21 protein-coding genes are annotated in these 25,631 nt (G+C 71.9%); 10 read left to right on the plus strand and 11 right to left on the minus strand.

All coding sequences use genetic code 11. From position 1 onward, the window contains the following. Positions 1-87 precede the first annotated feature (87 nt). Positions 88-291 (plus strand): hypothetical protein, encoded by a 204-nt coding sequence (locus PCA76_RS18030; RefSeq protein ID WP_272611602.1) that lies wholly within the window; start codon positions 88-90, stop codon positions 289-291. On the opposite strand, the gene PCA76_RS18035 is transcribed toward PCA76_RS18030, so the two are convergent. Together PCA76_RS18035 and PCA76_RS18040 are read right to left on the minus strand one after the other, a co-directional pair. Next, positions 269-2,005 carry a hypothetical protein gene (locus PCA76_RS18035; protein WP_272611603.1) on the minus strand — a complete coding sequence of 579 codons (1,737 nt, stop codon included), beginning with the start codon at positions 2,003-2,005 and terminating at the stop codon, positions 269-271. The genes PCA76_RS18030 and PCA76_RS18035 overlap by 23 nt on opposite strands. Positions 2,006-2,100: 95 nt before the next feature. Beyond that, positions 2,101-3,879, minus strand: a complete 1,779-nt coding sequence (locus PCA76_RS18040; protein WP_272619457.1) for an ABC transporter ATP-binding protein — start codon at positions 3,877-3,879, stop codon at positions 2,101-2,103. A 98-nt stretch (positions 3,880-3,977) separates the two neighbouring features. On the opposite strand from PCA76_RS18040, the gene PCA76_RS18045 reads away from it, so the two are divergent. Beyond that, positions 3,978-4,409 carry a MarR family winged helix-turn-helix transcriptional regulator gene (locus PCA76_RS18045; protein ID WP_272611604.1) on the plus strand — a complete coding sequence of 144 codons (432 nt, stop codon included), beginning with the start codon at positions 3,978-3,980 and terminating at the stop codon, positions 4,407-4,409. Positions 4,410-4,507: 98 nt separating this feature from the next. Beyond that, positions 4,508-6,292: an N-acetylglutaminylglutamine amidotransferase gene (locus tag PCA76_RS18050; RefSeq protein ID WP_272611605.1), complete on the plus strand. Its 1,785-nt coding sequence runs from the start codon at positions 4,508-4,510 to the stop codon at positions 6,290-6,292. 38 nt (positions 6,293-6,330) lie between these two features. Here the strand turns inward: PCA76_RS18050 and PCA76_RS18055 are convergent, their stop codons facing one another. From PCA76_RS18055 to PCA76_RS18065, 3 genes are all read right to left on the minus strand, one after another. Then, positions 6,331-7,464 (minus strand): carboxylate-amine ligase, encoded by a 1,134-nt coding sequence (locus PCA76_RS18055; protein ID WP_272611606.1) that lies wholly within the window; start codon positions 7,462-7,464, stop codon positions 6,331-6,333. 88 nt (positions 7,465-7,552) lie between these two features. After that, on the minus strand, positions 7,553-8,761 hold the full coding sequence (locus PCA76_RS18060; RefSeq protein ID WP_272611607.1) for an RNA polymerase sigma factor: 1,209 nt from the start codon (positions 8,759-8,761) through the stop codon (positions 7,553-7,555). A gap of 2 nt (positions 8,762-8,763) precedes the next feature. Next, positions 8,764-9,120 (minus strand): YciI family protein, encoded by a 357-nt coding sequence (locus PCA76_RS18065; protein WP_272611608.1) that lies wholly within the window; start codon positions 9,118-9,120, stop codon positions 8,764-8,766. Positions 9,121-9,415: 295 nt separating this feature from the next. Here PCA76_RS18065 and PCA76_RS18070 point away from each other — a divergent pair, with 295 nt between their 5' ends. Further along, positions 9,416-10,738 carry a flavin monoamine oxidase family protein gene (locus tag PCA76_RS18070; protein ID WP_272611609.1) on the plus strand — a complete coding sequence of 441 codons (1,323 nt, stop codon included), beginning with the start codon at positions 9,416-9,418 and terminating at the stop codon, positions 10,736-10,738. A 112-nt stretch (positions 10,739-10,850) separates the two neighbouring features. On the opposite strand, the gene PCA76_RS18075 is transcribed toward PCA76_RS18070, so the two are convergent. Together PCA76_RS18075 and PCA76_RS18080 are read right to left on the minus strand one after the other, a co-directional pair. Further along, entirely contained in the window at positions 10,851-13,484 is a 2,634-nt protein-coding gene (locus PCA76_RS18075) for a discoidin domain-containing protein (protein WP_272611611.1), read from the minus strand. 226 nt (positions 13,485-13,710) lie between these two features. Beyond that, entirely contained in the window at positions 13,711-14,910 is a 1,200-nt protein-coding gene (locus PCA76_RS18080; protein ID WP_272611612.1) for an ROK family transcriptional regulator, read from the minus strand. Positions 14,911-15,147: 237 nt separating this feature from the next. Here PCA76_RS18080 and PCA76_RS18085 point away from each other — a divergent pair, with 237 nt between their 5' ends. The 4 genes from PCA76_RS18085 (at position 15,148) to PCA76_RS18100 (ending at position 19,746) form a co-directional block, all read left to right on the plus strand. Then, positions 15,148-16,446 carry an ABC transporter substrate-binding protein gene (locus PCA76_RS18085; RefSeq protein ID WP_272611613.1) on the plus strand — a complete coding sequence of 433 codons (1,299 nt, stop codon included), beginning with the start codon at positions 15,148-15,150 and terminating at the stop codon, positions 16,444-16,446. Positions 16,447-16,516: 70 nt separating this feature from the next. Next, complete coding sequence (locus tag PCA76_RS18090; RefSeq protein ID WP_272611614.1) at positions 16,517-17,509, plus strand: carbohydrate ABC transporter permease; 993 nt, start codon at positions 16,517-16,519, stop codon at positions 17,507-17,509. Next, positions 17,502-18,341: a carbohydrate ABC transporter permease gene (locus tag PCA76_RS18095; protein ID WP_091398610.1), complete on the plus strand. Its 840-nt coding sequence runs from the start codon at positions 17,502-17,504 to the stop codon at positions 18,339-18,341. Before PCA76_RS18090 ends, PCA76_RS18095 begins: the two co-directional genes overlap by 8 nt. A 64-nt stretch (positions 18,342-18,405) precedes the next feature. Then, positions 18,406-19,746, plus strand: coding sequence for a GH1 family beta-glucosidase (locus PCA76_RS18100; protein WP_442930269.1), 1,341 nt, complete (start codon positions 18,406-18,408; stop codon positions 19,744-19,746). A gap of 76 nt (positions 19,747-19,822) precedes the next feature. Here PCA76_RS18100 and PCA76_RS18105 read toward each other — a convergent pair whose 3' ends face one another. The 3 genes from PCA76_RS18105 to PCA76_RS18115 are packed head-to-tail and all read right to left on the minus strand — an operon-like array spanning position 19,823 to position 23,618. Next, positions 19,823-22,282, minus strand: a complete 2,460-nt coding sequence (locus PCA76_RS18105; protein WP_272611615.1) for an FtsX-like permease family protein — start codon at positions 22,280-22,282, stop codon at positions 19,823-19,825. Next, positions 22,279-23,004 (minus strand): ABC transporter ATP-binding protein, encoded by a 726-nt coding sequence (locus PCA76_RS18110; RefSeq protein ID WP_272611616.1) that lies wholly within the window; start codon positions 23,002-23,004, stop codon positions 22,279-22,281. The genes PCA76_RS18105 and PCA76_RS18110 overlap by 4 nt, the downstream gene beginning before the upstream one ends. Next, the gene (locus PCA76_RS18115) at positions 23,001-23,618 is read right to left on the minus strand and encodes a PadR family transcriptional regulator (protein ID WP_272611617.1); all 618 of its coding nucleotides are present in this window, start codon (positions 23,616-23,618) and stop codon (positions 23,001-23,003) included. Before PCA76_RS18115 ends, PCA76_RS18110 begins: the two co-directional genes overlap by 4 nt. A gap of 142 nt (positions 23,619-23,760) precedes the next feature. On the opposite strand from PCA76_RS18115, the gene PCA76_RS18120 reads away from it, so the two are divergent. Then, positions 23,761-24,429 (plus strand): TMEM175 family protein, encoded by a 669-nt coding sequence (locus PCA76_RS18120; RefSeq protein WP_272611618.1) that lies wholly within the window; start codon positions 23,761-23,763, stop codon positions 24,427-24,429. Here the strand turns inward: PCA76_RS18120 and PCA76_RS18125 are convergent. Continuing rightward, complete coding sequence (locus PCA76_RS18125) at positions 24,416-25,012, minus strand: nucleotidyltransferase family protein (protein ID WP_272611619.1); 597 nt, start codon at positions 25,010-25,012, stop codon at positions 24,416-24,418. The genes PCA76_RS18120 and PCA76_RS18125 overlap by 14 nt on opposite strands. 112 nt (positions 25,013-25,124) lie before the next feature. Here PCA76_RS18125 and PCA76_RS18130 point away from each other — a divergent pair, with 112 nt between their 5' ends. Further along, a complete protein-coding gene (locus PCA76_RS18130; RefSeq protein ID WP_272619459.1) occupies positions 25,125-25,622 on the plus strand; it encodes a 2Fe-2S iron-sulfur cluster-binding protein in 498 nt (165 codons plus the stop codon). Positions 25,623-25,631: the final 9 nt, after the last annotated feature.

The raw sequence follows: 25,631 nt of genomic DNA on the forward strand, positions 1-25,631 counted from the left end.
AGCGCGGTCAGCAGCGGCGACAGGTCGGGCCGCCCGGCCGCCACGTCGCGCAGCGCGTCGGCGATCGGGTCGGCGAGGTCGTCGACGGTGAGTCGGGCCGTGTGGTCGACCGCCCCCGGGGGCAGCGAACCTGGTGGCCGCAACGCGTCGCTGACGGTGACGTCCACGCCCGCAGCGGGCGGTGCGGTGACGTCGGCGACCTGGGCCGCCCCGGTCAGCGCGGCGGTCGCGGTGACCTGGGCGTCGGCGGCCCGGACACTCGCGGCCATCAGGAGGTCGGCGCGGGCGTAGCGGGGCTCGGGGGGTCGGTCGGCGCGAAGACCGTGGCGTACCGGTCGGCCTGTTCGGTCGAGCCGGTGCCGACCACGTGCTGCGCCAGGCGCTCCCGGCTGTTGGCCAGCTCGGCGGCCTCGTTGGCGATGCGTCGCTCGCGCAGCGCCTCGTCCTGAAGGTCGCTGTTGTACGGGTCGAGCGCGAGCGCCTGCCCCAGCACCGCCTCCACGATGATGCCCTCGGTGCGCATCACGTTCTTCTGCACCGACATGATCACGCCCGGCACGGTGAACGACGTACCGGTGACCGGGTCGCTGTATTCGCTGACCCGCTCCCGGTTGAACTGCCAGACGGTGGTGACCGAGCCGTCCCGCTCCGGGTACCGGCTGCGCTTGAGCGCGTCGGTGACCGGCTCGCCGCGCCAGTCGAACAGGGTGTTGAGCGAGTGCAGGACCTCCTCCCGTACCTCGGTCTTCTTCGCCCGGTTGTCGACCATCACCTCGTCCAGCAGGGCGTCGAGTTCGGGCAGGGTGCGCTCCCGCTTCGACTCGGCGAAGTTGTTGAAGAAGGCCACCCGCACGTCCACCAGGTGCAGGAACGTGACGAATTCCTGGTTCATCTGGCGGAAGACGTAGTTCAGCGGCGCCGACAGGTTGATGTTGGAGATCTCCCTGGTGATGGCGGTCTCCTCGCCAACCTCGGTGGACACCTCGGAGCTGGAGTTGACCTGTACGTCCCGTTTCGACGAGGCGCTGGCGGCGTGCGTCTCGGTGGCCGAGGAGACGTTCTTGGCGAACTCCTGGCGCGAGGAGTTGGTCGAGCCGGCCACCCCGCCGGACACCTTGACCGAGCCGAAGCCCCAGCTCGCCGATGCCTCGGCCTCGGCGTTGTACTCGAAGCTCTTGGCGTAGTCGCTCTGGTCGGACTGCTCGGCCTGGACCGCCGTCTCGAAGCCGGTGGCGCTCTCCTCGGAGAAGGAGTCCAGGATGCTGGACGCCTCAGCCTGGGTGCTGCTCGACCGGGTGTACGTCTTGACGCTGATCGTGGTCTTCTCCCCCGGTAGCAACGTCATGGTCTGCACCACCCGACCCGCCCCGTACGCCCCGAGGTAGGTGGAGAGGCGGTACTCCTCCACCAGCATCAGCCGGGGTTCGGGCGCTGCGGGCTGGGGGACGAAGACCGGAACCTGGTTGCCCCACAGGTCGGTGTAGACGGCGACGCTCATCCCGGCCTGGATATGACCGGCGATCTCGAAGACGCTGTCGTCCGCCGGGGCGCCACCCCCGGATCCATTATGGCCCCCGCCGGAACCACCAGGCTCGTCCTCGACCGGGAGCTCGGGTTCGTCCACCTCGCCGGTCTGCGGGTTCCACTGCTTGGCGCTGCCGACGGTGCGAATGCGTGCGCCGGCCCGGCGGACTCGTGCCGCGCCGGAGAGCGCGTGGCCACCACCCTGGGCGAGCGGGAACACGCGCGGATCGAGGTAGCCGGTGGTCAGCGAGTCCCGCACGATGCCGATCACCTCACCGATCGGCCGGCCCTCGAGGGTCAACCGGTCGGGCGCCTGCGCCACCGCGGAGGTGAAGTAGCTCGCGTCGAAGGGCAGGTCGATGAGGTTCCGGCCGGGGTACGCGGTCGGCTCGGGCACGTTGTAGCTCAGGACGGTGGCCACCCCACCGGTCTCCAGGGCCACCAGTGGGCGGCGGTTTCTCTCGCCGGACGGCCGACTCACATCGACCTGCAACTATTCATGTCGCCACGCTAGACGGGGCTGACCAGTGACTCAATCAGATCGTGGACAACCCGATCCCGGACATCGGACAACGGTCAGGCGGCCAGGGTGGCGTAGCGGCCGTTGCGGTCCAGCAGGCTGTCGTGGGTGCCGGCCTCGACGATTCGGCCGTGGTCGAGCACCGCGATCTGGTCGGCGTCGCGGACCGTGGAGAGCCGGTGCGCGATGGTGATCGTGGTCCGCCCCTCGGCGAGCACGTCGAACGCGCGTTGCACGGCCCGTTCGGTCTCGGTGTCCAGTGCGCTGGTGGCCTCGTCGAGGACCAGGATGCGCGGGTCGCGCAGCAGCGTACGGGCGATGGCCAGCCGCTGCTTCTCGCCTCCGGAGAACCGGTGGCCGCGTGAGCCGACCGTGGTGTCGTACCCGTCGGGCAGGCCGGAGATCAGGTCGTGGATCTGTGCGGCGCGGGCGGCGTCCTCGATCTCCGCGTCGGTGGCGTCTGGCCGGGCGTAGCGCAGGTTCTCCCGGACGGTGGTGTGCAGCAGGTACGTCTCCTGGCTCACCACGCCGACGATCGCGGCCAGGTCGGCCAGGCGCAGGTCTCGCAGGTCTACTCCGTCGACGGTTACCCGGCCGCCGATCGGGTCGTGCAGCCGGCTGATCAGCCCGGCGAGGGTGCTCTTGCCGGAGCCGGTCTCACCGACCAGAGCGAGGCTGGTGCCGGCGGGAACGTCCAGGGTGATCCCGGCGAGCGCGGCGGTGTCGCTGCCCGGGTAGCCGAAGGTGACGTCCTCCAGGCGCAGGTGGCCGCGCACCCGGGTGGGGTCGACGCGGACCGGCTCGGTGGGGTCGGCGACGTCGACCGGCAGATCCAGGTATTCGAAGATCCGGGCGAAAAGCGCCAGCGACGCGGTGAGCGAGACGCCCACGTTGAGCAGCCCCATCAGCGGCCGGAACAGGCCGCCCTGCAGGGCGGTGAAGGCGACCAGGGTGCCGATGCTCAGCGTGCCGGCGGTGCCGGGAAGGCCGGCGGCGAGGTAGATGACCGCCGGTACGGCGGCGAAGATGATGCTCATCGAGGCCATGCGCCAGCGGCCGGCCAGCTCGCTGCGCAGCTCCAGGTCGACCAGTCGGGCCGACGAGGCGGTGAACCGGTCGATCAGCGCGGGGCCGGTGCCGAGGGTCTTGGCCAACTGCACGCCGCTGATCGAGAGCCCTTCCTCGACGGTGACGTTGAGGTCGGCGAGTTCGCGTTGCCGCTGGGCGGTGATCTCGCGGCGCATCCGGGCGACCCGGCGGGTCAGCCAGATCGCCGGTGGCAGCACCACGAGCGAGACCAGGGAGAGCTGCCAGGAGAGGGCGACCATGGCGACCGCGGTGGCGACCACGGTGGTGAGGTTGGACGCGACGGCGGTGGCGGTGGAGGTGACCACCGACTGCATGCCGCCGATGTCGTTGGTGATCCGGGACTGCACCTCGCCGGTGCGGGTGCGGGTGAAGAAGCCGAGCGACTGGCGCTGGAGGTGGCTGAAGACGTCGGTGCGCAGCCGGTGCATGACCTGCTGGCCCACCTGGGTGGAGATCCAGGTCTGTACGACGCCGAGGGCGGAGGTCACCGCCGCCACGGCGACCATGCCGAGGACCAGCCAGACCAGCAGGGTCACGTCGCCCTGCGGGAGGGCCTGGTCGATCACGGCGCGCAGCAGGAACGGACTGGCCATCGCGATGATCGAGGAGATCACGATGATCGCGGTGACGGTGGCCAGTGCGGGCCGGTGGGGGGTGAACAGGCGGCCGATGCGGCCCAGCGACACCTGACGGGCCTGCGTCTTCTCTTCGGCGCTGACGGTGCGGTGGCCACGGTCGCGGCCCATGGGGGTGGGTTCCAAGGGGGTACACCTTTCGCGGTGGGATATATGCTGAGGTTACCTCATCATGAGGGAACAACCGTATCGACTGCTACGGTATTCCGGTGACCGAGGACACCACCGACAACGCCGACCACGAGAGCCTGGCCGAGACGTTCTGGGCCGTGGCGTCCCTTTTACGCCGCCAGACGCGGGAGTCGTTGGCACCCTGGGACATCACCCCCAGCCAGTCCCGGGCGCTCGGCGTGCTGGGCCGGCACGGCGAGGTCCGTCCCGGCACGCTCGCCGAGCACCTGCGCATCGCACCCCGCTCGGCGACCGAGGTCGTCGACGACCTCCAGGCCCGTGGGCTCGTCGAACGCCGACCCGACCCCGCCGACCGGCGGGCCACCCTGGTCGCGCTCACCGAGGAGGGCGACCGCGTCAGCGCCGCCATCCGGACCGCCCGCCGGGCCGAGGCCGATCGCTTCTTCGGCCACCTGGGCGACGCCGACCGCGCCGAACTGGCCCGCATCCTGCGCACCCTGCGCGCCTGACGGGTTTGCCCACCCCAGGCACGGGTAGCCAGCGGCCCCGTCCGGTCGGCGGGACCGGCCGGTACCGGTCGGGGGCGAGGTGACAGGAGGCCCGGCTGATGTGCGGGATCAGCGGGGAGGCGCGCTTCGACGGCCGGTCGCCCGACGCGGCGGCGGTCACCCGGATGACCGAGGCGATGCGCTCGCGCGGCCCGGACGACGAGGGCCTGTTCAGTGACGACTGGGTGACCCTCGGGCACCGCCGGCTGACCATCATCGACCTGTCCGACGCGGGCGGGCAACCGATGGTCCGTGACGACCTGGGCCTGGCGCTGGTCTTCAACGGCTGCATCTACAACTACCCGGAGCTGCGCGAGGAGTTACGCCACGCCGGGTACGCCTTCCACTCCACCAGCGACACCGAGGTGATCCTGGTGGCGTACGCGCACTGGGGTGAACGTTTCGTCGACCACCTGGTCGGCATGTTCGCGATCGGGCTGGTCGACCGGGTGCGGCGGCGGCTGATCCTGGCCCGCGACCGGCTCGGCATCAAACCGCTCTACCTCGCCGAGACACCCGGGCGGCTCCGGTTCGCCTCCACCCTGCCCGCGCTGTTGCGGGCCGGCGACGTCGACACCGGCATCGACCCGGTGGCGCTGCACCACTACCTGTCCTGGCACTCCATCGTGCCCGCCCCGCGCACCGTGCTGCGCGGCGTGCGCAAACTGCCGCCGGCCACCCTGCGGGTGATCGAGGCGGACGGGCGCAGCCGCGAGGAGGTGTACTGGCGACCCGACTACGTGCGGGAGTCCGCAGACGCGGGGATGGACGCCGCAGACTGGCGGGCCGCCATCGGGGACGCGCTGCGCGCGGCGGTACGCCGACGGCTGGTCGCCGACGTGCCGGTCGGCGTGCTGCTCTCCGGTGGACTGGACTCCAGCCTCATCGTGGCGCTGCTCGCCGAGGCGGGCCAGCAGCATCTGCGGACGTTCAGCATCGGCTTCGACAGCCGCGACGGCGAGTCCGGCGACGAGTTCCACTACTCGGACCTGGTGGCCCGCGCGTACGACACCGACCACCACCGGATCCGGCTGTCCAACGGCGATCTGGTGCCCGCCGTGCGACGTGCCGTGCTGGCGATGACCGAGCCGATGGGCAGCCACGACGTGGTCGCCTTCCATCTGCTCTCCGAGCAGGTGGCGCGGCACGTGAAGGTGGCACAGTCGGGGCAGGGCGCCGACGAGGTGTTCGCCGGCTACGGCTACCACCAGCCGCTCACCGAGGCACCCCGGCACGGCGCCGCCGAGACGTTCGCCGCCGCCTTCTTCGACCGCGACCACGACGAGCTGCGCCGCATCGTCGGCCCGGCGTACGCGCTGGACCACGACGCCAGCCGGGACCTGCTCGCCGGGCACCTCGCCGCGCCCGGGGCACAGACCGCGCTGGACGCCGTGCTGCGCCTGGACACCCACCTGATGCTTCCCGACGACCCGGTCAAGCGGGTGGACAGCATGAGCATGGCGTGGGGGCTGGAGGTGCGCACTCCCTTCCTCGATCAGGACCTGGTCACCCTGGCCGCACACTGCCCGCCGGAGCACAAGGTCGCCCAGAACGGCAAGGGCGTCCTCAAGGAGGTTGCCCGGGAGGTGCTGCCCGCCGAGGTGATCGACCGTCCCAAGGGCTACTTTCCGGTGCCGGCGCTGCGCAATGTGGACGGCCCGGTGCGCGAGCTGGTCGCCGAGGCGTTGCAGGCGCCGGCCGCGCGCGAGCGAGGGCTGTTCCGCCCGGAGTACGTGGCCCGCCTGCTCGCCGAGCCGGACCGGGCCGAGGCGGCGGCCGGCAGCAACAAGCTGTGGCAGCTCGGGCTCCTGGAGCTGTGGCTGCAGACGCACGACATCCGCTGAGCCGCAACCGCGAGGCCGCGGGCCGCCGCGACAGTCGGTCAGCCCGCGGTCGTGCGGGCGGCCAAATCGTCGATGACCGCACGCAGGTCACCGGTACGCTCCAGCACCCGACGCTGTCGGGTCGCGCCCGTGCCGTCACGGCGTAGCCGGGCCAGTTGTGCCAGCACGTACCCCAGGTCGCCGTGCCGCAGCAGGGCCGGGGCGATCACCGCCATCAACTCGTCGACGAGCGCCCAGGCCGGTCGGGTGCCGCCGGCGCGCAGGTCGATCAGCTCGCCGTCGAGGCCGTCGTGGGCGGCCCGCCAGTGCGCCGCGGCGACCAGACAGTCGCGGGTAGGCGGGGCGGTCACCCCGGCGCGTACGTCGTCGGCGAGGGTGGCGACGAGTGACCGGACCAGCGCGGCGACCAGCACCGCGTCGTCCACGTCGGGGCACACGTCCCCCACCCGCACCTCCACGGTCGGGTAGGCCGACGACGGCCGGGCGTACCAGTAGACCATCGCGGCGTCGAGCATGATGCCGGCGGCGATCAGCTCGTCGACGGTCCGGTCGTAGTCGGCGGCGGAGTCGAAGTACGGCGTCGGGCCGATGCTGGGCCAGCGTTCCAGCTGCATGGACCGCCAGCTGGCGTGGCCGGTGTCCTGCCCGTCGTGCAGCGGCGAGTTGGTGGTGATCGCCTGCACCACCGGCAGCCACGACCGAAGGTGGTTGCAGACCTGCACGGCCAGTTCCCGGTCCGGCAACCCGACGTGTACGTGGCAGCCGCACACCGCCGGGTCGTGTGCCACCGGGCCGTACCGGCGTGACATCGCGTGGTAGCGCGGCTTGTCGGGCACCGTCCGGTGCGGCTCGGCTACCGGGGTGGCGCCGACCGCCACCAGCCGGGCCCCGGCCGCCGTGGCGGCCTCGGCGGCGGAGCGGCGCAGCGCCACCAGGTGCGCGCGTAGCTCGGTGAGGTCGGCGCAGACCGGCGTGACCATCTCCACCATGCTGTGCCGGAACTCCTGGCGGCTCTGGTCCCGGGCGGGGCCGCGCAGCGCGGCCAGCACCTGGTCGGCCACCGGCAGGTTCCGCCCGCTGTCCGGTTCGAGCAGCAGGAACTCCTCCTCCACGCCGAGCGTGAGGGTGGACAGGTCGGGCACGGTGTCGGCGATCGCCGGACGGTACGCCATGGCCACCTCCATCCGCTCCTACGGCCGAGGGTGGACCCACGGCCGGGGCGGCACGGTTTCCCGGCCCGACGCCGGGGCAAACGCGCGCTCAGGATGTCGCCAGCGCCGCCGCGCGGGCGGTGAGGAAGGCCCGTTCCGCCGCGTTGTCCGTCAACGCGACGGCCGTCCGGTACGCGTCGACGGCCTCCACGTCCCGGCCGAGCCGGGCCAGCAGGTCGGCGCGGACCGCGTGGTGCACGTGGTAGCCGTCCAGGTCGAGCCGATCCACCTCGGCCAGCGCCACCGCCGGCCCGGCCACCTCGGCGAGCGCGACGGCCCGGTTCAGCGCCACCACCGGACCGGGGGCGACCGCCGTCAGTTGGTCGTACAGCTGAAGGATCTGACCCCAGTCGGTGTCGGCGCCACGCGGCGCGGCGCTGTGCACGGCGGCGATCGCGGCCTGGATCTGGTACGGCCCGGGCTGGTCGCGGCGCAGGCAGCGGCGGACCAGCGCCTGCCCTTCGGTGATCAGCTCGGTGTCCCACCGGCCCCGGTCCTGCCGGGGCAGCGGCACCAGCTCACCGTCGGCGGTGGTCCGCGCGGCACGGCGGGACTCGGTGAGCAGCATCAGCGCGAGCAGGCCGAGCGCCTCGGGCTCGTCCGGCATCAGCGCGACCAGCAGCCGGGTCAGCCGGATCGCCTCGGCGCACAGCTCGGCGCGGACCAGATGTCGCCCGGCGCTGGCCGTGTAACCCTCGTTGAAGATCAGGTAGAGCACCGCGAGCACGGCGTGCAGCCGGTCGGGCAGGTCGGCGTCGCGCGGCACCCGGTACGGGATCCGCGCGTTACGGATCTTCGACTTGGCGCGGACCAGCCGCTGCGCCATCGTGGGCTCGGGCACCAGGAAGGCGCGGGCGATCTCGGCGGTGCTCAGGCCACCGAGCAGGCGCAGGGTGAGCGCGACCCGGGCGGTCGGGGCGAGCGCCGGATGACAGCAGGTGAAGATCAGCCGTAGCCGGTCGTCGCGCACAGGCCCCTCCTCGACGGGTTCGCGAGCGGCGAACAGCAGGGCCGCGTGGGCGTGCCGGTCGGCCCGGGACGCCTCGCGGCGCAGCCGGTCGATCGCCCGGTTCCGGGCGGTGGTGATGATCCAACCGGCCGGACTGGGCGGCGGGCCGGTGGTCGGCCACCGCGCCACCGCGACGGCGAAAGCCTCCTGGACGGCCTCCTCGGCGAGGTCGATGTCGCCGAGGAGGCGAACCAGGACGGCGACCGCGCGCCCGTACACCGCGCGGAACACCGCCTCCACATCCGGCACGGTCAGTCTCCGGCCGCACCGTGGAAGGGGCGGACCTCGATCGGCAGCGTGGTGGCCAACGCGTAGCGGCGGCCCCAGTCGAGGGCGGCGTCCAGGTCCGGCACGTCGATGATGGTGATGCCGCCCAGGTGTTCCTTGCCCTCGACGAACGGGCCGTCGGTGATCAGGACCTCGCCGTCGCGAGCGCGCAGCACGGTGGCGGTCTCCGGGCCGTGCAGACCCTGCCCGAAGACCCACGACCCGGTGGACGCCAACTCGTCGCGCAACTCGCCGAGTTGGCGCATCACCCCGGCCAGGAACTCCGGGTCCGGGGGTAGCTCACCCTGGGGCTGGTGAAGGCTGAGCAGGTAGAGCGTCATCGGTCCTCCTCGCCGGGTCGGTCCGTCGCCGACCTCTCATCCTCCACACGTTCGGCCCGTGCCCGGATCGACAGGCCGGCGCGAGAAATCTCGCGGGCCGCCGCCCCGGCCCCGGTGTTCGCGCCTCCTTTGCTCTGCTTCAGCGGAGGCAACGATGAGGGGGGTCGAGTGTCTCCTGGGTTGAAGCAGAGCAAAGGACGCGGGACAGGGGTGCGACCCCGCGCTGCCGTGGCGTGATCAGCCGTTCGATCAGCGCCGGGAGTCATGCGTCGGGCGGTTGCGGGTAAGCGGCGCCGTGACCGACGGCATCCGGGTGGTCGTGGTCGGCGCCGGCTTCTCCGGCCTTGCTGCCGCGCAGGCGCTCACCCGCGCCGGTGCCCAGGTGCGGGTGTTGGAGGCCCGCGACCGGGTGGGCGGGCGGGCGCTGACCCGTTGGCTGCCCGAGCTCACCCAACTCGATCTGGGCGCGCAGTGGATCGGCCCGACCCAGGATCGGATGTACGCGCTGGTCGCCGAGCACGGACTGGCCACCTTCGCGTCGGCGGCGGTCGGCGCGCCCACCCTGCTCTGGGCCGGCCAGCGCCGGGCCGAACCGCCGGCGCAGGCCGGCCGGGTGCTCAGCCTGCTCGACGAGTACGCCGCACGGCTGGACCCGGCCGCACCCTGGCAGACGCCGGAGGCCGCGCAGTGGGACCGGACGATCCTCGGCGGCTGGCTGGCCACCACGGCCGGCGACGGCGACACCGCCGACTACCTGGGGCGACTGCTCGCCGGAGGGCTGCTGGCCACCAGCGCGGACGAGCTGTCCCTGTTGCACCTGCTGTTCTATCTGCGCAGCGCCGGCGGGACCGGGCCGTTGCTGGGCATGGCCGGCGGCGCGCAGCAGGACCGGATCGTGGGTGGGCCGCCGGCGCTCGCCGAGCGGATGGCCGCCGCCCTGCCGCCGGGGACGCTGACGCTGGCCACACCGGTGCGGGCGATCGAACAGACCATCGACGGGGTGACGGCGTGGACCGACACCGGGCGCGTCGACGGCGACGCGATGGTGGTCGCGCTGGCACCGGCGCTGGCCGGCCGGATCCGGTACGACCCGCCGCTGCCCGCGCTGCGCGACGGGCTGACCCAGCGGATGCCGATGGGTACGGCGCTAAAGGTGCACGCCGTCTACCCGGAGCCGTTCTGGCGTGCCGACGGGTTCTCCGGCGTGGCCACCAGCAGCGCCGGTCCGCTCACCGAGACGGTCGACAACTCCACCCCGACCTCGCCGCTCGGAGTGCTGACCGGGTTCAGCTACTCCTCGGACGCCGCCGCGCTGCGCGAGATGTCCCCGGGGCAGCGTCGGCGGTGCCTGCTGGACGCGTTCGCCGCCCTGGTCGGGCCAGGAGCCGGCAATCCGATGGAGCTGGTGGAGTACGACTGGTCAGCCGAGGAGTGGACGCGCGGCTGCTTCTCCGGTGCGCTCACCCCGGGGACCTGGAGCACGTACGGCCCGCAGTTGCGGGCACCGGTGGGGCGGGTGCACTGGGCGGGCACCGAGACGGCGACCCGCTGGAACGGCTACCTCGAGGGCGCGGTGCGGGCCGGTGAGCGGGCGGCGGCCGAGGTGCTGGCGGTGTGAGCGGGCACGACCGAGGCCGGCCCGGTCTCGGCGGGACCGGGCCGGCTCGGCCCACGGTGGCGACCCGGCCAACCCGGTCGGTGGTACGACCGGGCCGGCGCGGGCGCCCCGGTCAGGGGTAGGTGGTCAGGTACACCTGCTGGTTCGCCGCGTTCGCGGTGCCACCGGCGTTGTTGATCACCCGATTGATGGTGCCGACGCCACCGAGCGAGACGGTGACCATGTTGGTGAACCGCACGTTCGGGTTGGTGGGCACCTCGAAGGCCCGCTCCTCGACCACCGCGGGGTTGACGTTGAAGTAGCTGTAGCTGCCCAGTCCCCACGCCTGGTGGCTGGTCACCGAATCCGCGACCTTGTACGCGGCATAACCCCGGGTCGACCCGTTCATCCAGGCCGCCTGGTTGGGCGGGTCGTACGGCAGTTCGTTCTGGTAGAAGTACGTCCGGCCGCCGTTGCCGTTCCAGATCGTCTGGTATTTCTGGTAGTGCTCGACGAAGAGGCCGTACATGGTGACGTTGTCGCCGTTGACCGTGAGCCCGGTGTCGGCGGTGTTCAGCGTCCACCCGGTGGGTACGCCGGAGGCGGCGTGGTCGGCCCGCCACAACCACATGTGGTCGCCGATCACGTTGTCGCTGTTGACGGTCAGCGTGTTGGTGGCCTTGCCGACGTGTGGCCCGCCGATGCGGAAGAACACGTCGTGCAGCGAGGTCGGGTTCGCGGCGTGGCTCGCGGACGAACCGGACGGCCCGACCTCCATCAGCACCGGCGAGTTGGTCGTGCCGGCCTCGAACATGAGGCCGGCCACCTTGACGCCGTCCACATCGGCCACCCGCATCGCGACGGTGCCGTTGTCGGCCTGGATGGTGGCCAGGCCGAGGCCGAGGATCACCGTGTCGGCCCGGTTGACCTGGATGGGCTCGGTGACGTGGTGCACGCCCGGGGTGAAGAGCAGGTGCTTGCCCTGGGCGAGGGCCGCGTTGATGGTGGCGGCACTGGTGCCGGCCTGGACGACGAAGAACTGCGACAGCGAGATGGACGAGCCGGCCGGGGTCTTGTTGTACCAGCTGGTGCCGACCGAGTTGGTCCGCAGCGCCGGCACGAAGACCCGGTACTCACCGGTGCCGTCGACGTAGAGGAACGGCTTCTCCCGTACCTGCGGGGTCTGGCCGATGACGGTGTGCGACGGGTTGGGGAAGCTCGGCGGCGGGGCGCCGGTGACGCCCTGGAAGACCATGTTCCACACCGAACCGGTCCAGCCGTTGCCGAACTCGCTGTTGCGGGAGTACCACTGCTGCTGCGAGCCGGAGACGACCAGGCCGTCGATGCGGGTGTCGGCCAGCAGACCACCGCTGGACCAGCCGTCGCCACCGTTCCAGAGCTGGATCTGGTTCTGCGCGCCGCGCAGGTGCATCCGCCGGTACGGCGCGGCCTGCGACACCGCCCAGCGTTCCACGGTCTGCCCGGCGGGCAGGGTGACCGAGAGGTTCTCGGCGGCCCGCCAGAAGTTCTGGGTGGCGTTGCCGCCCATCCAGAACGCCTCGGTGCGGACGTGGCCGTTGAGGTTGACGTCGTCCGGGCTCAGGCCGAGGCCGGCAACCTGGGTGAAGAAGCCGAGGTTGACGTCCGCGGTGTAGGTGCCGGGCTTGAACAGCACCGCGTAGCGCTGCGGCCCGAACTGGTTGGTCTCCTGCTGGGTGAAGAGGGTGTTCAGTCGGCTCTGGATGGTGGCGGTGGGCGTGCTCGGGTCGAAGACGAACGTGTTCGGCCCGAGGTTGGGGTTGCGCGGGTCGGTCGTGTCGACCGGGGGCTCGCTGGTGCCGCCGGTCGTGTTCACCGCCAGCTCCCAGAGTGAGTAGCCGTAGGCGGTTCCCCGCGCGGTGCCGTACATCCGCAGGTAGCGGCCGCTGCCGGTGACGGCGAGGGACTGCGTCCCACCGGTGCCGGTGGTGGTCGAGTAGATCGTGGTCCAGGTGGCACCGTCGGCCGAGGTCTGGAGCTGGAAGGCCCGGGCGTACGCGGCCTCCCAGGTGAGCACCACCCGGCAGATCGTCCGGGTGCTGCCGAGGTCGACGCGCAGCCACTGCGGGTCGCTGGCGGCGCTGGCCCACCGGGTGCCGGGGTTGCCGTCGACGGCGGCGGACGCCGCGAGGCCGGCATCCTGAGTGGATGAGGCGGTGGCCGGGCTGCCCTGGGCGACGTTGGTGCCGCCGCAGGTCGGCGTGCTGCCGCCGGTCTCGCCGTAAACCTGGAACTCCCAGAGCGAGTAGCCGTAGCCGGTGCCCCGGGCGGTGCCGTTCATCCGGACGTAGCGGCCGGCACCGGTGACGGTGAGGTTCTGCGTGCCGCCGGTGCCGGTGGTGGTCGAGTAGATCGTGGTCCAGGTGGCGCCGTCGTCGGACGTCTGAAGCTGGAAGGCGCGACCGTAGGCGCCCTCCCAGAGCAGGTTCACCTGGCTGATGGTGGCCCGGGCGCCCAGGTCGACCTGGAGCCACTGCGGGTCGCTGAACGCACTGGCCCAGCGGGTGCCGGTGTTGCCGTCGACGGCGGCGGCGGCTGGCGTGCCGGCGTTCTCGGTGGACGAGGCGGTGGCGGGGCGGCCCTGGGAGAGCAGGGTGGGCGCGGCCTGCGCGGGTGTGGTGGCGCCGGTCGGGGTGAGCGCCGCGACCAGGGCGACGGTGAGCCCGACGAGCAGGTGCCGGACTACCCGTCGGGGACGCGGGCGTACGGATGTAGCACGAGATGTCATGACATCGCCTGTCGATAGGGGGTTACGGATGCCGCGCGGGTGGGATCTGGCTCGCCCCGTGGTGCCGTGGGTGGTGCCGCCGATGCGGCGCAGCGGGTAGGAGAGCGCTCTCGTAGGAGTGTTGCGGCGAGATTGCGGCGGCGTCAAGACATCGATCTATAACACTGTTATTTATCCCGAGGATTCTTTTTGTGTAATTTGCCGTCAGCGCTGGCGTCGTTCCCGCTCAGCGACGGACGCCACCCTCGGTGAGAAACCGGGCGATCGGCAGCGTGGCGGCGCCCAACGCCACCGCGTCCACCCCGAGACGGCACAGCTCGATCGACGCCTGCGCGTACGGCTGGCGCAGCGCCTGCCGTCCGGCGGCCTCCCGGACGGCCGGCAGCAGGTCGCCCAGCGCCATCGCCGCCCAGCCGCCGAGCACCACCCGCTCCGGGTTGAACAGGTTGATCAGGTTGGCCACCCCCGCGCCGAGGTAGCCGGCGGTGTCGTCCAGCACCCGCCGGGCGGTGGCCGAGGTCTCGCCGGCGGCGACCAGCGCGGCGATCTGGGACTCCTCGTCCTCACCCGGCACCGCTCGACCCCGGCGCGCCTCCCGGTACCGGTCGATGATCGCCTCCGCACCCACGTACGCCTCCAGGCAGCCGCGCGCGCCGCACCGGCAGGCCCGGCCCCCGTACACCAGGGTGGTGTGCCCCCACTCCCCCGCGCTGCTGGAGGCGCCCCGGTAGGTGGCGCCGTTGGTCACCACCGACGCGCCCACGCCGCTGCCGACCAGCGCGAAGACCGCGTGTCGCGCGCCCCGGCCGGCGCCGAACCACATCTCGGCCTGGCCGAGGGTCTTGGCGCCGTTGTCGATGTGCAGCGGCACGTTGGTGCCGGCGCCGATGAGACGCTCCAACGGCACCCGGTCCCAACCGAGCGCCTGGGCGTCCACGACGGCCTCGATGCCCTGCTCGACCACCCCGGAGACGCCGATGCCGACGCCGAGCACGTCGCCCGTCGCCACCCCGGCCTGCCCGGTCACCGCGTCGATACCGGCCAGCACGTGCCCGGCCACCAGGTCGGGCTCGGTGCGGGCCGGGTCGAGCGGGTACTCGATGCTGGCGAGCAGGGTCATCGCGAAGTCGAACAGCTCCACCCGGACCCGGGTCTCGCCGACGTCCACGCCGATCACGAAGGCGAAGCGGGGCGCGATCCGCAGCATCATGCTGGGCCGACCGCCGTCGGATTCGGCAGCCCCGGCCTCGGCGACCAGCCCCTCGTCGATCAGGTCGGCCACCACGTTGCTGACCGCCGGCTGGCTCAGCCCGGTGCTGCGGACCAGGTCCTGCCGGGTGAGCGGGCCGTCGAGGAAGAGCTTGGTCAGCAGGGCGGACCGGTTGCGCAGCCGCACGCTGCGGTTGGTGGCACGCACCAGCTCCACTCGTCACCTCGTTCCCGTCGGCCGTCCGAGGCGACTGTAACCGCCTCGTGCTTGACGACCCACCAGCCAGCAACTTTAATGACGACATAATTTAAGCCGTGATGTAACTCCCGGGAAACGCCGACGGACCCCGACGGCGCACCCCCGAACCCTGTCCGCAGCCGGCCGCCCGTCGTCCCCGACCCCTATCGGCGACGGAGGCCGGCGGACCCCCACCACGCACCGGAAGGGCTGACCGTGTCGAGACGACACCTCGGGATATTCACCGCCGCCGTACTGGCCGCCGCCTCACTGACGGCCTGCGGCGGCTCCGGCGACGACTCCGCCGCAGCACCGAAGACGCTCACCTACTGGGCCAGCAACCAGGGCGCCAGCCTGGAGGCCGACAAGACGACCCTCCAGCCCGAGCTGGACAAGTTCGAGAAGCAGACCGGGATCAAGGTCACCGTCGAGGTGGTCCCCTGGTCGGACCTGCTCAACCGCCTGCTCGCGGCCGCCGCGTCCGGCAAGGGCCCGGACGTGGTCAACATCGGCAACACCTGGTCGGCGTCGTTGCAGGCCACCGGCGCGCTGGTCGAGTTCGACGACGCCGCGTTGCAGGCCGTCGGCGGCAAGGACCGGATCGTGCCCGCCGCGCTCGCCGCCGCCGGCGCCCCCGGGAAACCGCCGGCCGCCGTGCCGCTCTACAGCATGGCGTACAGCCTGTACTACAACAAGAAGGCGTTCGCCGACGCCGGCATCACCGCACCGCCGACCACGTGGGAGCAGCTCGCCGAATACGGCAAGAAGCTGAGCACCGGCGGCAAGTGGGGCCTGGCGATCGAGGGTGCCAACCCGTCGGAGAACGCCCACCACGCGTTCACCTTCAGCCAGCAGTACGGCGGTGAGTGGTTCGACTCGGCCGGCAAGCCGACCTTCGACACCCCGCAGAACGTCTCGGCGATCAAGCGCTACATCGACTTCATGGCCGCCGACAAGATCACCAACCCGAGCAACGCCGAGTACGCGCAGAACCAGTCGGTCTCCGACTTCGCCAACGGCAAGGCCGCCATGCTGCTGTGGCAGTCCGCCGGCTCGAACCTGAAGACGCAGAACATGCCCGCCGACGCGTACGGGGTGGCCCCGGTGCCGTTCCTGGCCAGCCCGCCGGCCGGCGGCAAGAAGGTCAACAGCATGGTCGCCGGGATCAACATGGCGGTCTTCAAGCACACCAAGAACAAGGACGGCGCGCTGAGCTTCGTGAAGTTCATGACCAGCGACGAGGAGCAGACGATCCTCAACAAGACGTACGGCTCGCTGCCGGCGGTGAAGACCGCGGCCTCCGACCCGGCGTTCAGCGCGACGGAACAGAAGACCATCCAGGAGACCCTGGCCACCACGGCGGCCCCGCTGCCGCAGGTGCCCGAGGAGAGCACCTTCGAGACCCTGGTCGGCACCGCGATGAAGGAGCTGTTCGCCGACGCGGCCAGCGGCAAGCCGGTCACCGAGGAGTCGGTGAAGGCCAAGCTGACCGACGCGCAGCAGAAGATGCGCTGACCCACGCGTCACCGGTGGCCGTGGTCGGGTGCTGAGCCCGACCACGGCCACCGCCTCCGAGAGGACCCCGATGGCAACCAGCACCACCGCGCCGGACGCCGACCGGCGCGAACCCCAGGCCGGGTCACCGGCCCGGAGGCCGGCCCGCCGGCCCCGCGGCCCCCGCCGCTCGCTCCTGCCGTACCTGCTGCTCGTACCGGCCATCGTGCTGGAACTCGCCATCCACGTCATCCCGATGGTGGTCGGGGTCTGGATGAGCCTGCTGGAGCTGACCCAGTTCCACATCCGCGACTGGTCCACCGCCCCCTTCATCGGGTTGGAGAACTACCGCGCGACGCTCGACCTGAACAGCGCCGCCGGCAAGGAACTGCTGCACTCGTTCTGGGTCACCCTGGCCTACAGCCTGCTCTCGGTCGGGTTCGCCTGGCTGCTCGGCATCTCGGCGGCAGTGGTCTTGCAGAAGCCGTTCCGAGGGCGGGCGATCCTGCGGGCGCTCTTCCTCACCCCGTACGCCCTGCCGGTCTACGCCGCGGTGATCACCTGGAGCTTCCTGCTGCAACGCGACACCGGCCTGGTCAACCACGTCCTCGTCGACCAGCTCGGGCTGCTGAACGAGCGGCCGTTCTGGCTGATCGGCGACAACAGCTTCTGGTCGCTGCTGGTGGTGTCGGTGTGGCGCAACTGGCCGTTCGCGTTCCTCTGCCTGATGGCCGGTCTGCAGAACGTGCCCGGCGAGCTGTACGAGGCCGCCGCGATCGACGGCGCCGGGTTCTGGCGACGCCTGCGCTCGGTCACCCTGCCGATGCTGCGGCCGGTGAACCTGGTGCTGCTGCTGGTGCTGTTCCTGTGGACCTTCAACGACTTCAACACCCCGTACGTGCTCTTCGGCGGCTCCGCACCGGAGCAGGCCGACCTCATCTCCATCCACATCTACCGCAGTTCCTTCAAGACCTGGGACTTCGGCTCCGGCTCGGCGATGTCGGTGGCGCTGCTGCTGTTCCTGCTGATCGTCTCGGCCGCGTACCTGCTGATCACCAACCGTCGGAGGGACGACCATGCGTGAGACCGCCGGTGAGCGTTGGGGCCGGCGCATCGTGCTGACCCTGCTCACCCTCTTCGTCGTCATCCCCCTCTACGTGATGGTCACCTCCGCGGCGAAGCCGTTGCAGGACGTGCAGAACGGCTTCACCTGGTGGCCCAGCCGTCCCACCCTGCAACCGTTCATCGACATGTGGAGCACCGTGCCGCTGGCCCGGTACCTGGTGAACAGCCTGGTGGTGTCGAGCATCGCGGCGGTCTGCTCGGTGGCGGTGGCCATCTTCGCGGCGTTCGCGGTCAGCCGTTACCGGTTCCGTGGCCGGGGCGTCTTCTCGGTGACGGTGCTGTCCACCCAGATGTTCCCCGGCATCCTGTTCCTGCTGCCGCTGTTCCTCATCTACGTCAACCTGGGCAACGCCACCGGCATCGAGTTGTACGCCAGCCGGACCGGCCTGGTGATCACGTACCTGACCTTCTCTCTGCCGTTCTCGATCTGGATGCTGGTCGGCTACTTCGACTCGATTCCCCGAGGGTTGGACGAGGCCGCGCAGGTCGACGGGGCCGGGCCGCTGCGCACCCTGTTCCAGGTCATCCTGCCGGCCGCCGTGCCCGGCGTCGTCGCGGTCACCGTGTACGCGTTCATGACCGCCTGGGGTGAGGTGCTCTTCGCGTCGGTGATGACCGACGAGGGCAGCCGCACCCTGGCCGTCGGCCTGCAGGGCTACTCCACCCAGTTCAACGTCTACTGGAACCAGATCATGGCCGCCTCGCTGGTGGTCAGCATCCCGGTCGTCGTCGGGTTCCTGGCCCTGCAGCGCTACTTCGTCGCCGGCCTCACCGCTGGCGCGGTCAAGTGAGTCATCCAACCCCAGAGGAGAACCAACCCGTGCCCGACCTGTCCAAGCTGCCACCCGACTTCCTCTGGGGCGTCGCCACGGCGGCGTACCAGATCGAGGGGCCGTCGACGTCGACGGCCGGTCGCCGTCCATCTGGGACACCTTCTCGGCGACCCCCGGCAACGTCGACAACGGCGACACCGGCGCGGTGGCCTGCGACCACTACCACCGGTGGCCGGAGGACCTGGCGCTGCTGCGTCGGCTCGGCGTGGACGCGTACCGCTTCTCGGTGGCCTGGCCCCGGGTGATGCCCGACGGCGTCGGGCGGGTCAACCCCGCCGGGCTGGACTTCTACGACCGGCTCGTCGACACGCTGCTGGCCGACGGGATCCGGCCGTTCGTCACGCTCTACCACTGGGACCTGCCGCAGGCCCTGCAGGACAAGGGCGGCTGGCCGCAGCGCGCCACCGCCGAGGCGTTCGCTGACTACGCGGCGGTGGTCGCCACCCGCCTCGGCGACCGGGTCGCCGACTGGAACACGGTCAACGAGCCGCTCTGTGTGTCCTGGATCGGGCACCTGGAGGGGCGGATGGCCCCCGGCGAGCGGGACCTCACCCGCGCGGTGCACACCTCGCACCACGTGCTGCTCGGGCACGGCCTGGCCACCCAGGCGATCCGCGCCAACGCCGCCCGACCGGCCTCGGTGGGACTGGTGCTCAACCTCAGCCCGATCGAGGCGGCGACCGACCGGCCCGAGGACGTCGCGGCGGCCCGACGGGCGGACGGGCACGTCAACCGGTGGTGGCTGGACCCGATCCACGGGCGTGGCTACCCCGCCGACATGATCGCCACCTACGGGGTCGAGCCGCCGGTACGCGGCGACGACCTGACGGTGATCGCCACACCCACCGACTTCCTCGGGGTGAACTACTACTTCCGTCAGCTGGTGGTCGACGACCCGGCCGGGCCGCCGCCGTACGCCCGGCAGGTGCCGGTGCCCGGCTCGGTGGAGACCGCGATGGGTTGGGAGATGTACCCGGCGGGCCTGGAGCGGCTGCTGGTCGAGGTGAGCGAGGAGTACCGGCCGGGCCGGATCATCGTCACCGAGAGCGGCTCGGCGTGGCCGGACGAGGTCACCGCGGACGGCACCGTGGAGGACAAGGAACGCACCGACCATCTGGAGCAGCACCTGGCCGCGTGCGCGTCGGCGGCGGCCCGGGGTGTGCCCCTGGACGGCTACTTCGTCTGGTCGCTGCTGGACAACTTCGAGTGGGCGTACGGCTACGACAAGCGCTTCGGGCTGGTGCACGTCGACTACGCCACCCAGCGCCGGACGGTGAAGGCGAGCGGCCTGCGCTACGCCGAGTTGATCCGCGCCCACCAGCGACTCGCCGGGGCGACCAGCACCGCCACGCAGGTGGCCTGAACGGGGGCCGGCGAATCCGGAGGCCCTGGGCGCCGTGTCGAGCGGCGCCCAGGGCGTTCCGTCCGCCGACCGGCGCTCAGTCCAGGACGCGGCGGGACAGCGACGGCGGCAGCCGACCGGCGAGCAGCCAGCCGGCACCGGCGGCGACCAACGGCAGCCCACCGGCGGTCGCGACGAGGTGGACGACCGGCACGGCACCGAGCGGGTCGAGGTCGCGGTGCAGGGCACCAGCCAGCGCCAGGTAGGCACCGGCCACGCCCAGCACGGCTCCGAGCAGTGCGAGCGCTCCGGCGGTGGTGGCGGTGAGGGTCCGTCGTACCCGCCTCGGTGCCCCGGTCGCGGTCAGCGTGCGTAGGTCCGCTGCCGCCTCGCCCCGGATGAGCCCGACGGTCGTCGCCAGCACGCCGAGTGCGAGCAGGACTCCGGCGCCGGTCGCACCGGTCCGCAGCGCGGTCAACGACTCCTGCTCCCGACGGGACTCGATGGTGAGACCGGCGGCGGCGGCCACCTCCCGGGCCGTGGCCAGCTCCGCGCCGGTGAGGGGGTGGTCGGCCGTGAGGAACCAGCCGACCCGGGCCGACTGCCAGCCGTGCCGGCTGAGCGCGGCGGAGGTGATCAGCGAGTCGGGCAGCCCGGTGTAGCCGGACCGGGGCAGGGTGCGCACGATCGGACGTACGCCGCGGGCGGGAATGTTCAGCAGCTCCAGCTCGCCGGTGCGGGTGCTGAGCACATCGGTGTCGGGGGCGACCGTCATTCCGGCCACGCCGTTCAGTAGGAGCAGCCCGGGATTGACGACGTAGAGCGGATAGGAGGTCGTAAACTCCCCGGCCGCAGCCGGTGCGCCGATCTCGACGGCGGGGTGACCGCTCGGTCTTCCCTCCCGGCCCGGCTCGAGGTGCGCGGCCACCACCGCCATGTCCAGCGGGATGACGGTTGCCGCACCCACGGCGGTCGCGATGGTGTCGGTCCGGGCCTGAAGCGCGGCGATCTCGGCCGCCGTTCGTTCCGGGATCACCGGATCCCGGTGACCGATCCTGATCACCAGTTGGCTGGCGGCGAGGTTGCCCAGCCCGGCCGCCTCCCGGCTGCGGTAGTCCGCTGCGGCGGAGCCCACCACGATCGCCGCCGACAGCCCCACCGCGAGGCTGATCGCGGCGAGCGCGGCCCCGGCCCGGACGCGGTACCGGGACAGATCTGCCAGGGCCAGCCGCACCGCCACCGGAAGGCCTCCCCGGGCCGCCGCCAGCGCCGGGATGGCCAGCGGACCGACGAACAGCACGCCGAGCGCGGTGCCGACGGCACCCACCCCGATGAGCAGCGGGTTCGACCCGTCGGAGAGCACCAACGCCGTCAGACCGGCAGCTAGCAGCACGGCGGCCAGCGCGGCGGTTCGCCGCGCGGGCGGCGGGATCGGCGGCCGGGCCGACAGGGCGCTCATGATCGGGGTACGGGCGACCGCGCGGGCCGGCCACCAGGCCGCGGCGGTGGCCGTGGCGACGGCCAGCAGCATGCCTGCGCCGATGGTGAGCCAGGGCAGGTCGAATCGGTCGATGCGATGCCCGGCGGAGGTTTCGACGAAGCCGGCGGTGACGAGCCAGGTGACGACCCCGACCGCGGTGCCGCAGACTGCGGCGACTGACCCGACCGCAGCGCCGTTGACCAGCAGCACCAACCGCAGGTGTCGACGGGTGGCGCCCATCGCCGCCAGCATGCCGAGCTGACGCAGCCGGCGCTGGGCCAGCACCACGAACCCGGCGGCGGCCACGAGAGACACCAGCAGCAGGCCGACGGTGGCCAGCGCCAGCGTGGCGATGGCGAGTGTGGTGCGCTCGGCCACCGGCCGGGACTCGCGCACCAGCGGGCCGTCGATGGTCCGGCGGAACTCCTCCAAGCTGTCGCGGTCGCCGGCCGCCAGGACGGTCACCGACTGCGGTCGGTCGGCGGACGCCGGGTCGGTGAGGGCGAACTCGTCGTGCAGGTCCGCCGGGTTCTCCACCACCCCGACGATCAGGCGGTCGGAGTCACCGAGCTGGACCCGGGTGCCGAGCCCGGCACGCAGGGCCCGCTCCACCCCGTCGGTGACCGCCACCTCGGCCGGCCCGACCGGATAGCGGCCCTTCCGGAGGCCGAGCATCGGGCCGCCGTACGCGCCGGCGGGGTCCTGGGCCCGGACATCGACCGGGTCGAACAGCCCCGGCACCGGCACGGGCCGGTGACCGATCACGTCGACCGTGCCGAACCACGCTCGTGCGGCGGCGACCTGGGCATCCAGCCCGGCCGGATCGTCGCCGGGGATCCGGAGGAGCTGGTCGGCGCGACCGAACGTGGCGTCACTCGACGCGGCCAGGTTCCAGGTGGCCGCCAGGCCGAAGGTGGTGCCGGTGACCGCGACGGTGAGCAGCGCGATGGCCAGCAGTTGCTGCCGCCACTCGCGACGGAACAGCCGTACCGCCCAGCGGATCATCGCGCGGCGGGCCGGGAGTCCGCCGCCAGCGGGCCGGGCGGTCATCCGGGTGCGGCCCGGGTCGGCGGTCACGGCGTCGGGTCCGGGGAGAGCAGGGCGTCCGGGCCAGCCGACGGCGCGGTCTGGTCGACCACCCGGCCGTCCCGAATGAAGATCACTCGGTCGGCCCAGGACGCGAGCTGGGCATCGTGGGTGACCAACACTCCGGCGATGCCGCGCTTACAGGCCGAGCGGAGCATCCGCAGGACGGCTTCGCCGTTGGCGGCGTCGAGAGCGCCGGTGGGCTCGTCGGCCAGCAGCAGTCGCCGGTCCCCCACCACAGCTCGGGCGATGGCGACCCGTTGGCGCTCGCCCCCGGAGAGGTCATCGGGGAAATGGCCGGCACGGTCGGTCAGCCCCAGTTCGCCGAGCACGTGCAGGGCGGCGGCCCTCGCCGGACGTACTGCCATGCCATCGAGCTCCAGTGGCAGGGCCACGTTCTCGACGGCGGAGAGGCCGGCGAGCAGGTTCAGGTCCTGGAAGACGAAGCCGAGCGAACGGCGGCGCAGCCGGGCGGTGGCGTCGGCGGAGAGCGTGGCGGGGTCGGACCCGCAGACCGTCACCTGGCCGGCCGTGGGCTCCTCAAGGGTGCCCGCGATGGTCAGCAGGGTGCTCTTGCCCGAGCCGCTCGGACCCATGATCGCGACCAGCTCACCGGCGACCACGTCCAGGTCGACCGCACGCAGGGCGTGCACGGCGGCGGCGCCAGTTCCGTACACCTTGGACACCTGCCGCAGGCGGAGCACGACGCTCATCGTCGGGCTCCTGCCGCGTCGTCCCGGGCTGGCTGGGCCGGGCGACTCTCCTGGCTGGTGGCCGGCGACGGGTCCGTGGGTGGTGCGGTGGAGGGCAGCGTCGAGTGACTACGCAGGCGCGCGTCCGCCGCGTCGAGCCAGCGGACGATCGCTTCCAGGCGGAACAGCTCGGCGTCGACGACGAGGCCGAGGCCGATGTCCTCCGGAGCCGCATCGGCCTTGAGGTGGGTGTAGCGCTGCATCTCCTCGACGATCCGCCGCCGGTGGGTCTGGAGGATCTCGGTGACGTCGACCTGGGTCAGGCGCATCGCCACCTGCACCTTCATCACGAGCTCGTCGCGGGGTGGCGGCCCGGCCTGGGGTGGCGTACGCAGCCAGCTGAGCAGCTCCTGTTCGCCGTCGGCGGTGAGCCGGTAGCGCTTCTGTGCGCCGTCGCGGCCAGCGTCGTCGGTCTCGACGTGTCCCTCGCGCTCCAGACGTTGCAGGGTGGTGTAGACCTGCCCGACATTGAGCGGCCAGACCTCCCCGGTGCGCGCCTCGAACTCCTGCCGGAGCTGGAGACCGTACTTCGGTGCCTCGGTGAGCAGCGCCAGCATGGCATGGCGAATGCTCACGATCCACTACCCACAGTCAGCATACTCGGTATAATACACAGTATTATCGAGATGGCACTCCCCCGTGCGACGTCCGTCCACATCGTCATTTCGTTCGGGCGAACCGCGGTGGCCGGATCGCGCCGGCGGTTAGCCTTCCCCAATGGCCGCAGCCCCCGACGAGGTCGAGCAGCCCGACACCGGGGCGCGGGTGTCCGGCATCGACCGGATAACGGCCTTCAGCGACGGTGTCTTCGCCATCGTCATCACGCTGCTGGTCATCGAGTTGCGGGTACCGGAATACCACGAGGGCGAGTTGCTGACCGGGCTGCTCGACGAGGGCGCCTCGTACCTCGCCTTCGTGGTGTCCTTCGTCTACGTCGGAGTGCTCTGGCTCAACCACCACGCGCTGCTCAGGCTGATCCGCGCGACCACCCTGCCGTTCAGCTGGATCAACCTCGGCATCCTCTTCGGCGTGGTGATCATTCCGTTTCCCACCGCGGTGCTGGCGTCGGCGTTCACCCATGGCGACACCGACGACCAGCGCGCCGCCGTCGCCCTGTACGCGCTGGCCGCGGCGTTGATGTCGGCCCCCTGGCTGATGTCCTTCGGCTACCTGCACCGACACCCGGCGCTGCTCCACCGCCGGGTCAGTCCCGAGTACGTGCGGACGCAACGACTGCGACCAGTCACCGGCCTGGTCCTGTACGGGCTCAGCGGTCTGCTCGGCTGGTTCGTCAATCCGGTGCTGGGCCTGATCGGTGTCATCGTCATGATCACCTATCACGCGGTGACCAGCGAGGGGCTGCCCCGGTGGCTCACGCGTCGCTGACCGTTCGCCGCCGCGGCAGGTCGACCGGGGTGTCCACGTCGACCGGTGAGCCGACGTCGTCGCAGGGCACCTCGACCACCAGATCCGGGCGGTCGCGCAGCAGGTCGCGGGCACCCCGGTCGCCGACGGCGTAGCCGTCCAGCAGCGGCCAGGTCTCCCGACCCAGCAGCACCGGATGCCCCGGGCGGCCGCCGTAGGTGGCGACCGCGACGACCGCGCCGTCGGCGTACGCCCCTCGCACCCGGCGGACCGCGACCGGGCTGAGCAACGGCTGGTCGACGAGGACCACGACAGCGGCCGGCACGTCGGCCGGCAGCGAGGCCAGGCCCCGGCGCAACGACGAGCCCAGCCCGTCGGGCCAGCGGTCGTGGCGAACCGGCACGGCGCCGGGCAGATCGGGCACCTCGTCGGCGCCCGCGCCGAGCACCACGTGCACGGGTGTGCAACCTCCGTCGCTCAGCAGTCGGATCCCCCGCCGCACCAGCGGCTCGCCATCCAGCTCGACCAGCGCCTTCGGTCGGCCGTACCGCCGCCCGGCACCGGCGGCCAGCAGCAGCCCGGCGGTCACCGGCAGGTCCAGCACCGGGGTCACCTCCCGCGTTATTCGCCCTCATTTGTACCGATAAAGCTAGTCTGGGCCGGTGCAGGGCGGACCGGAGAACGCGACGACGACCAACGAGCGGCACTCGTCCCGGGTGGCGTTCGAGGTCAACGGCACGTCACACGAGGTGACGCTCGACAACCGCAGCACACTGCTCGACACGTTGCGCGAGCACCTGGGCCTGATCGGGGCGAAGAAGGGCTGCGACCACGGCCAGTGCGGCTCCTGCACCGTGCTGCTCGACGGCCGCCGGGTGAAGAGCTGTCTGGTCTTCGCGGTCACGCTGGACGGCCGGTCGGTGCTGACCGTCGAAGGGCTGGCCGGGCCGGACGAGCTGTCCCCGTTGCAGGCCGCGTTCATCACGCACGACGCGTTCCAGTGCGGCTACTGCACCCCCGGGCAGCTCTGCTCCGCCCGCGGCATGCTCGACGAGGTCGCCCGGGGCTGGCCCAGCGCGGTCACCGACGACCTGAACGCACCGGCCGAGCTGACCGACGCGGAGATCCGCGAGCGGATGGCCGGCAACCTGTGCCGCTGTGCCGCGTACCCGCACATCGTGGCAGCCGTGCGCGAGACGGCGGCGACGCGATGAGGGCGGCCA

It is taken from the genome of Micromonospora sp. LH3U1 (assembly GCF_028475105.1).
Taxonomy (GTDB): Bacteria; Actinomycetota; Actinomycetes; order Mycobacteriales; family Micromonosporaceae; genus Micromonospora.

Bases quoted from the DNA above. Each gene is read 5' to 3' on its own strand.
- PCA76_RS18040 (WP_272619457.1), bottom strand. From the start codon at position 3,879: ATGGGCCGCGACCGTGGCCACCGCACCGTCAGCGCCGAAGAGAAGACG.
- PCA76_RS18050 (WP_272611605.1), top strand. From the start codon at position 4,508: ATGTGCGGGATCAGCGGGGAGGCGCGCTTCGACGGCCGGTCGCCCGAC.
- PCA76_RS18055 (WP_272611606.1), bottom strand. From the start codon at position 7,464: ATGGCGTACCGTCCGGCGATCGCCGACACCGTGCCCGACCTGTCCACC.
- PCA76_RS18065 (WP_272611608.1), bottom strand. From the start codon at position 9,120: ATGACGCTCTACCTGCTCAGCCTTCACCAGCCCCAGGGTGAGCTACCC.
- PCA76_RS18075 (WP_272611611.1), bottom strand. From the start codon at position 13,484: ATGACATCTCGTGCTACATCCGTACGCCCGCGTCCCCGACGGGTAGTC.
- PCA76_RS18090 (WP_272611614.1), top strand. From the start codon at position 16,517: ATGGCAACCAGCACCACCGCGCCGGACGCCGACCGGCGCGAACCCCAG.
- PCA76_RS18095 (WP_091398610.1), top strand. From the start codon at position 17,502: ATGCGTGAGACCGCCGGTGAGCGTTGGGGCCGGCGCATCGTGCTGACC.
- PCA76_RS18110 (WP_272611616.1), bottom strand. From the start codon at position 23,004: ATGAGCGTCGTGCTCCGCCTGCGGCAGGTGTCCAAGGTGTACGGAACT.
- PCA76_RS18120 (WP_272611618.1), top strand. From the start codon at position 23,761: ATGGCCGCAGCCCCCGACGAGGTCGAGCAGCCCGACACCGGGGCGCGG.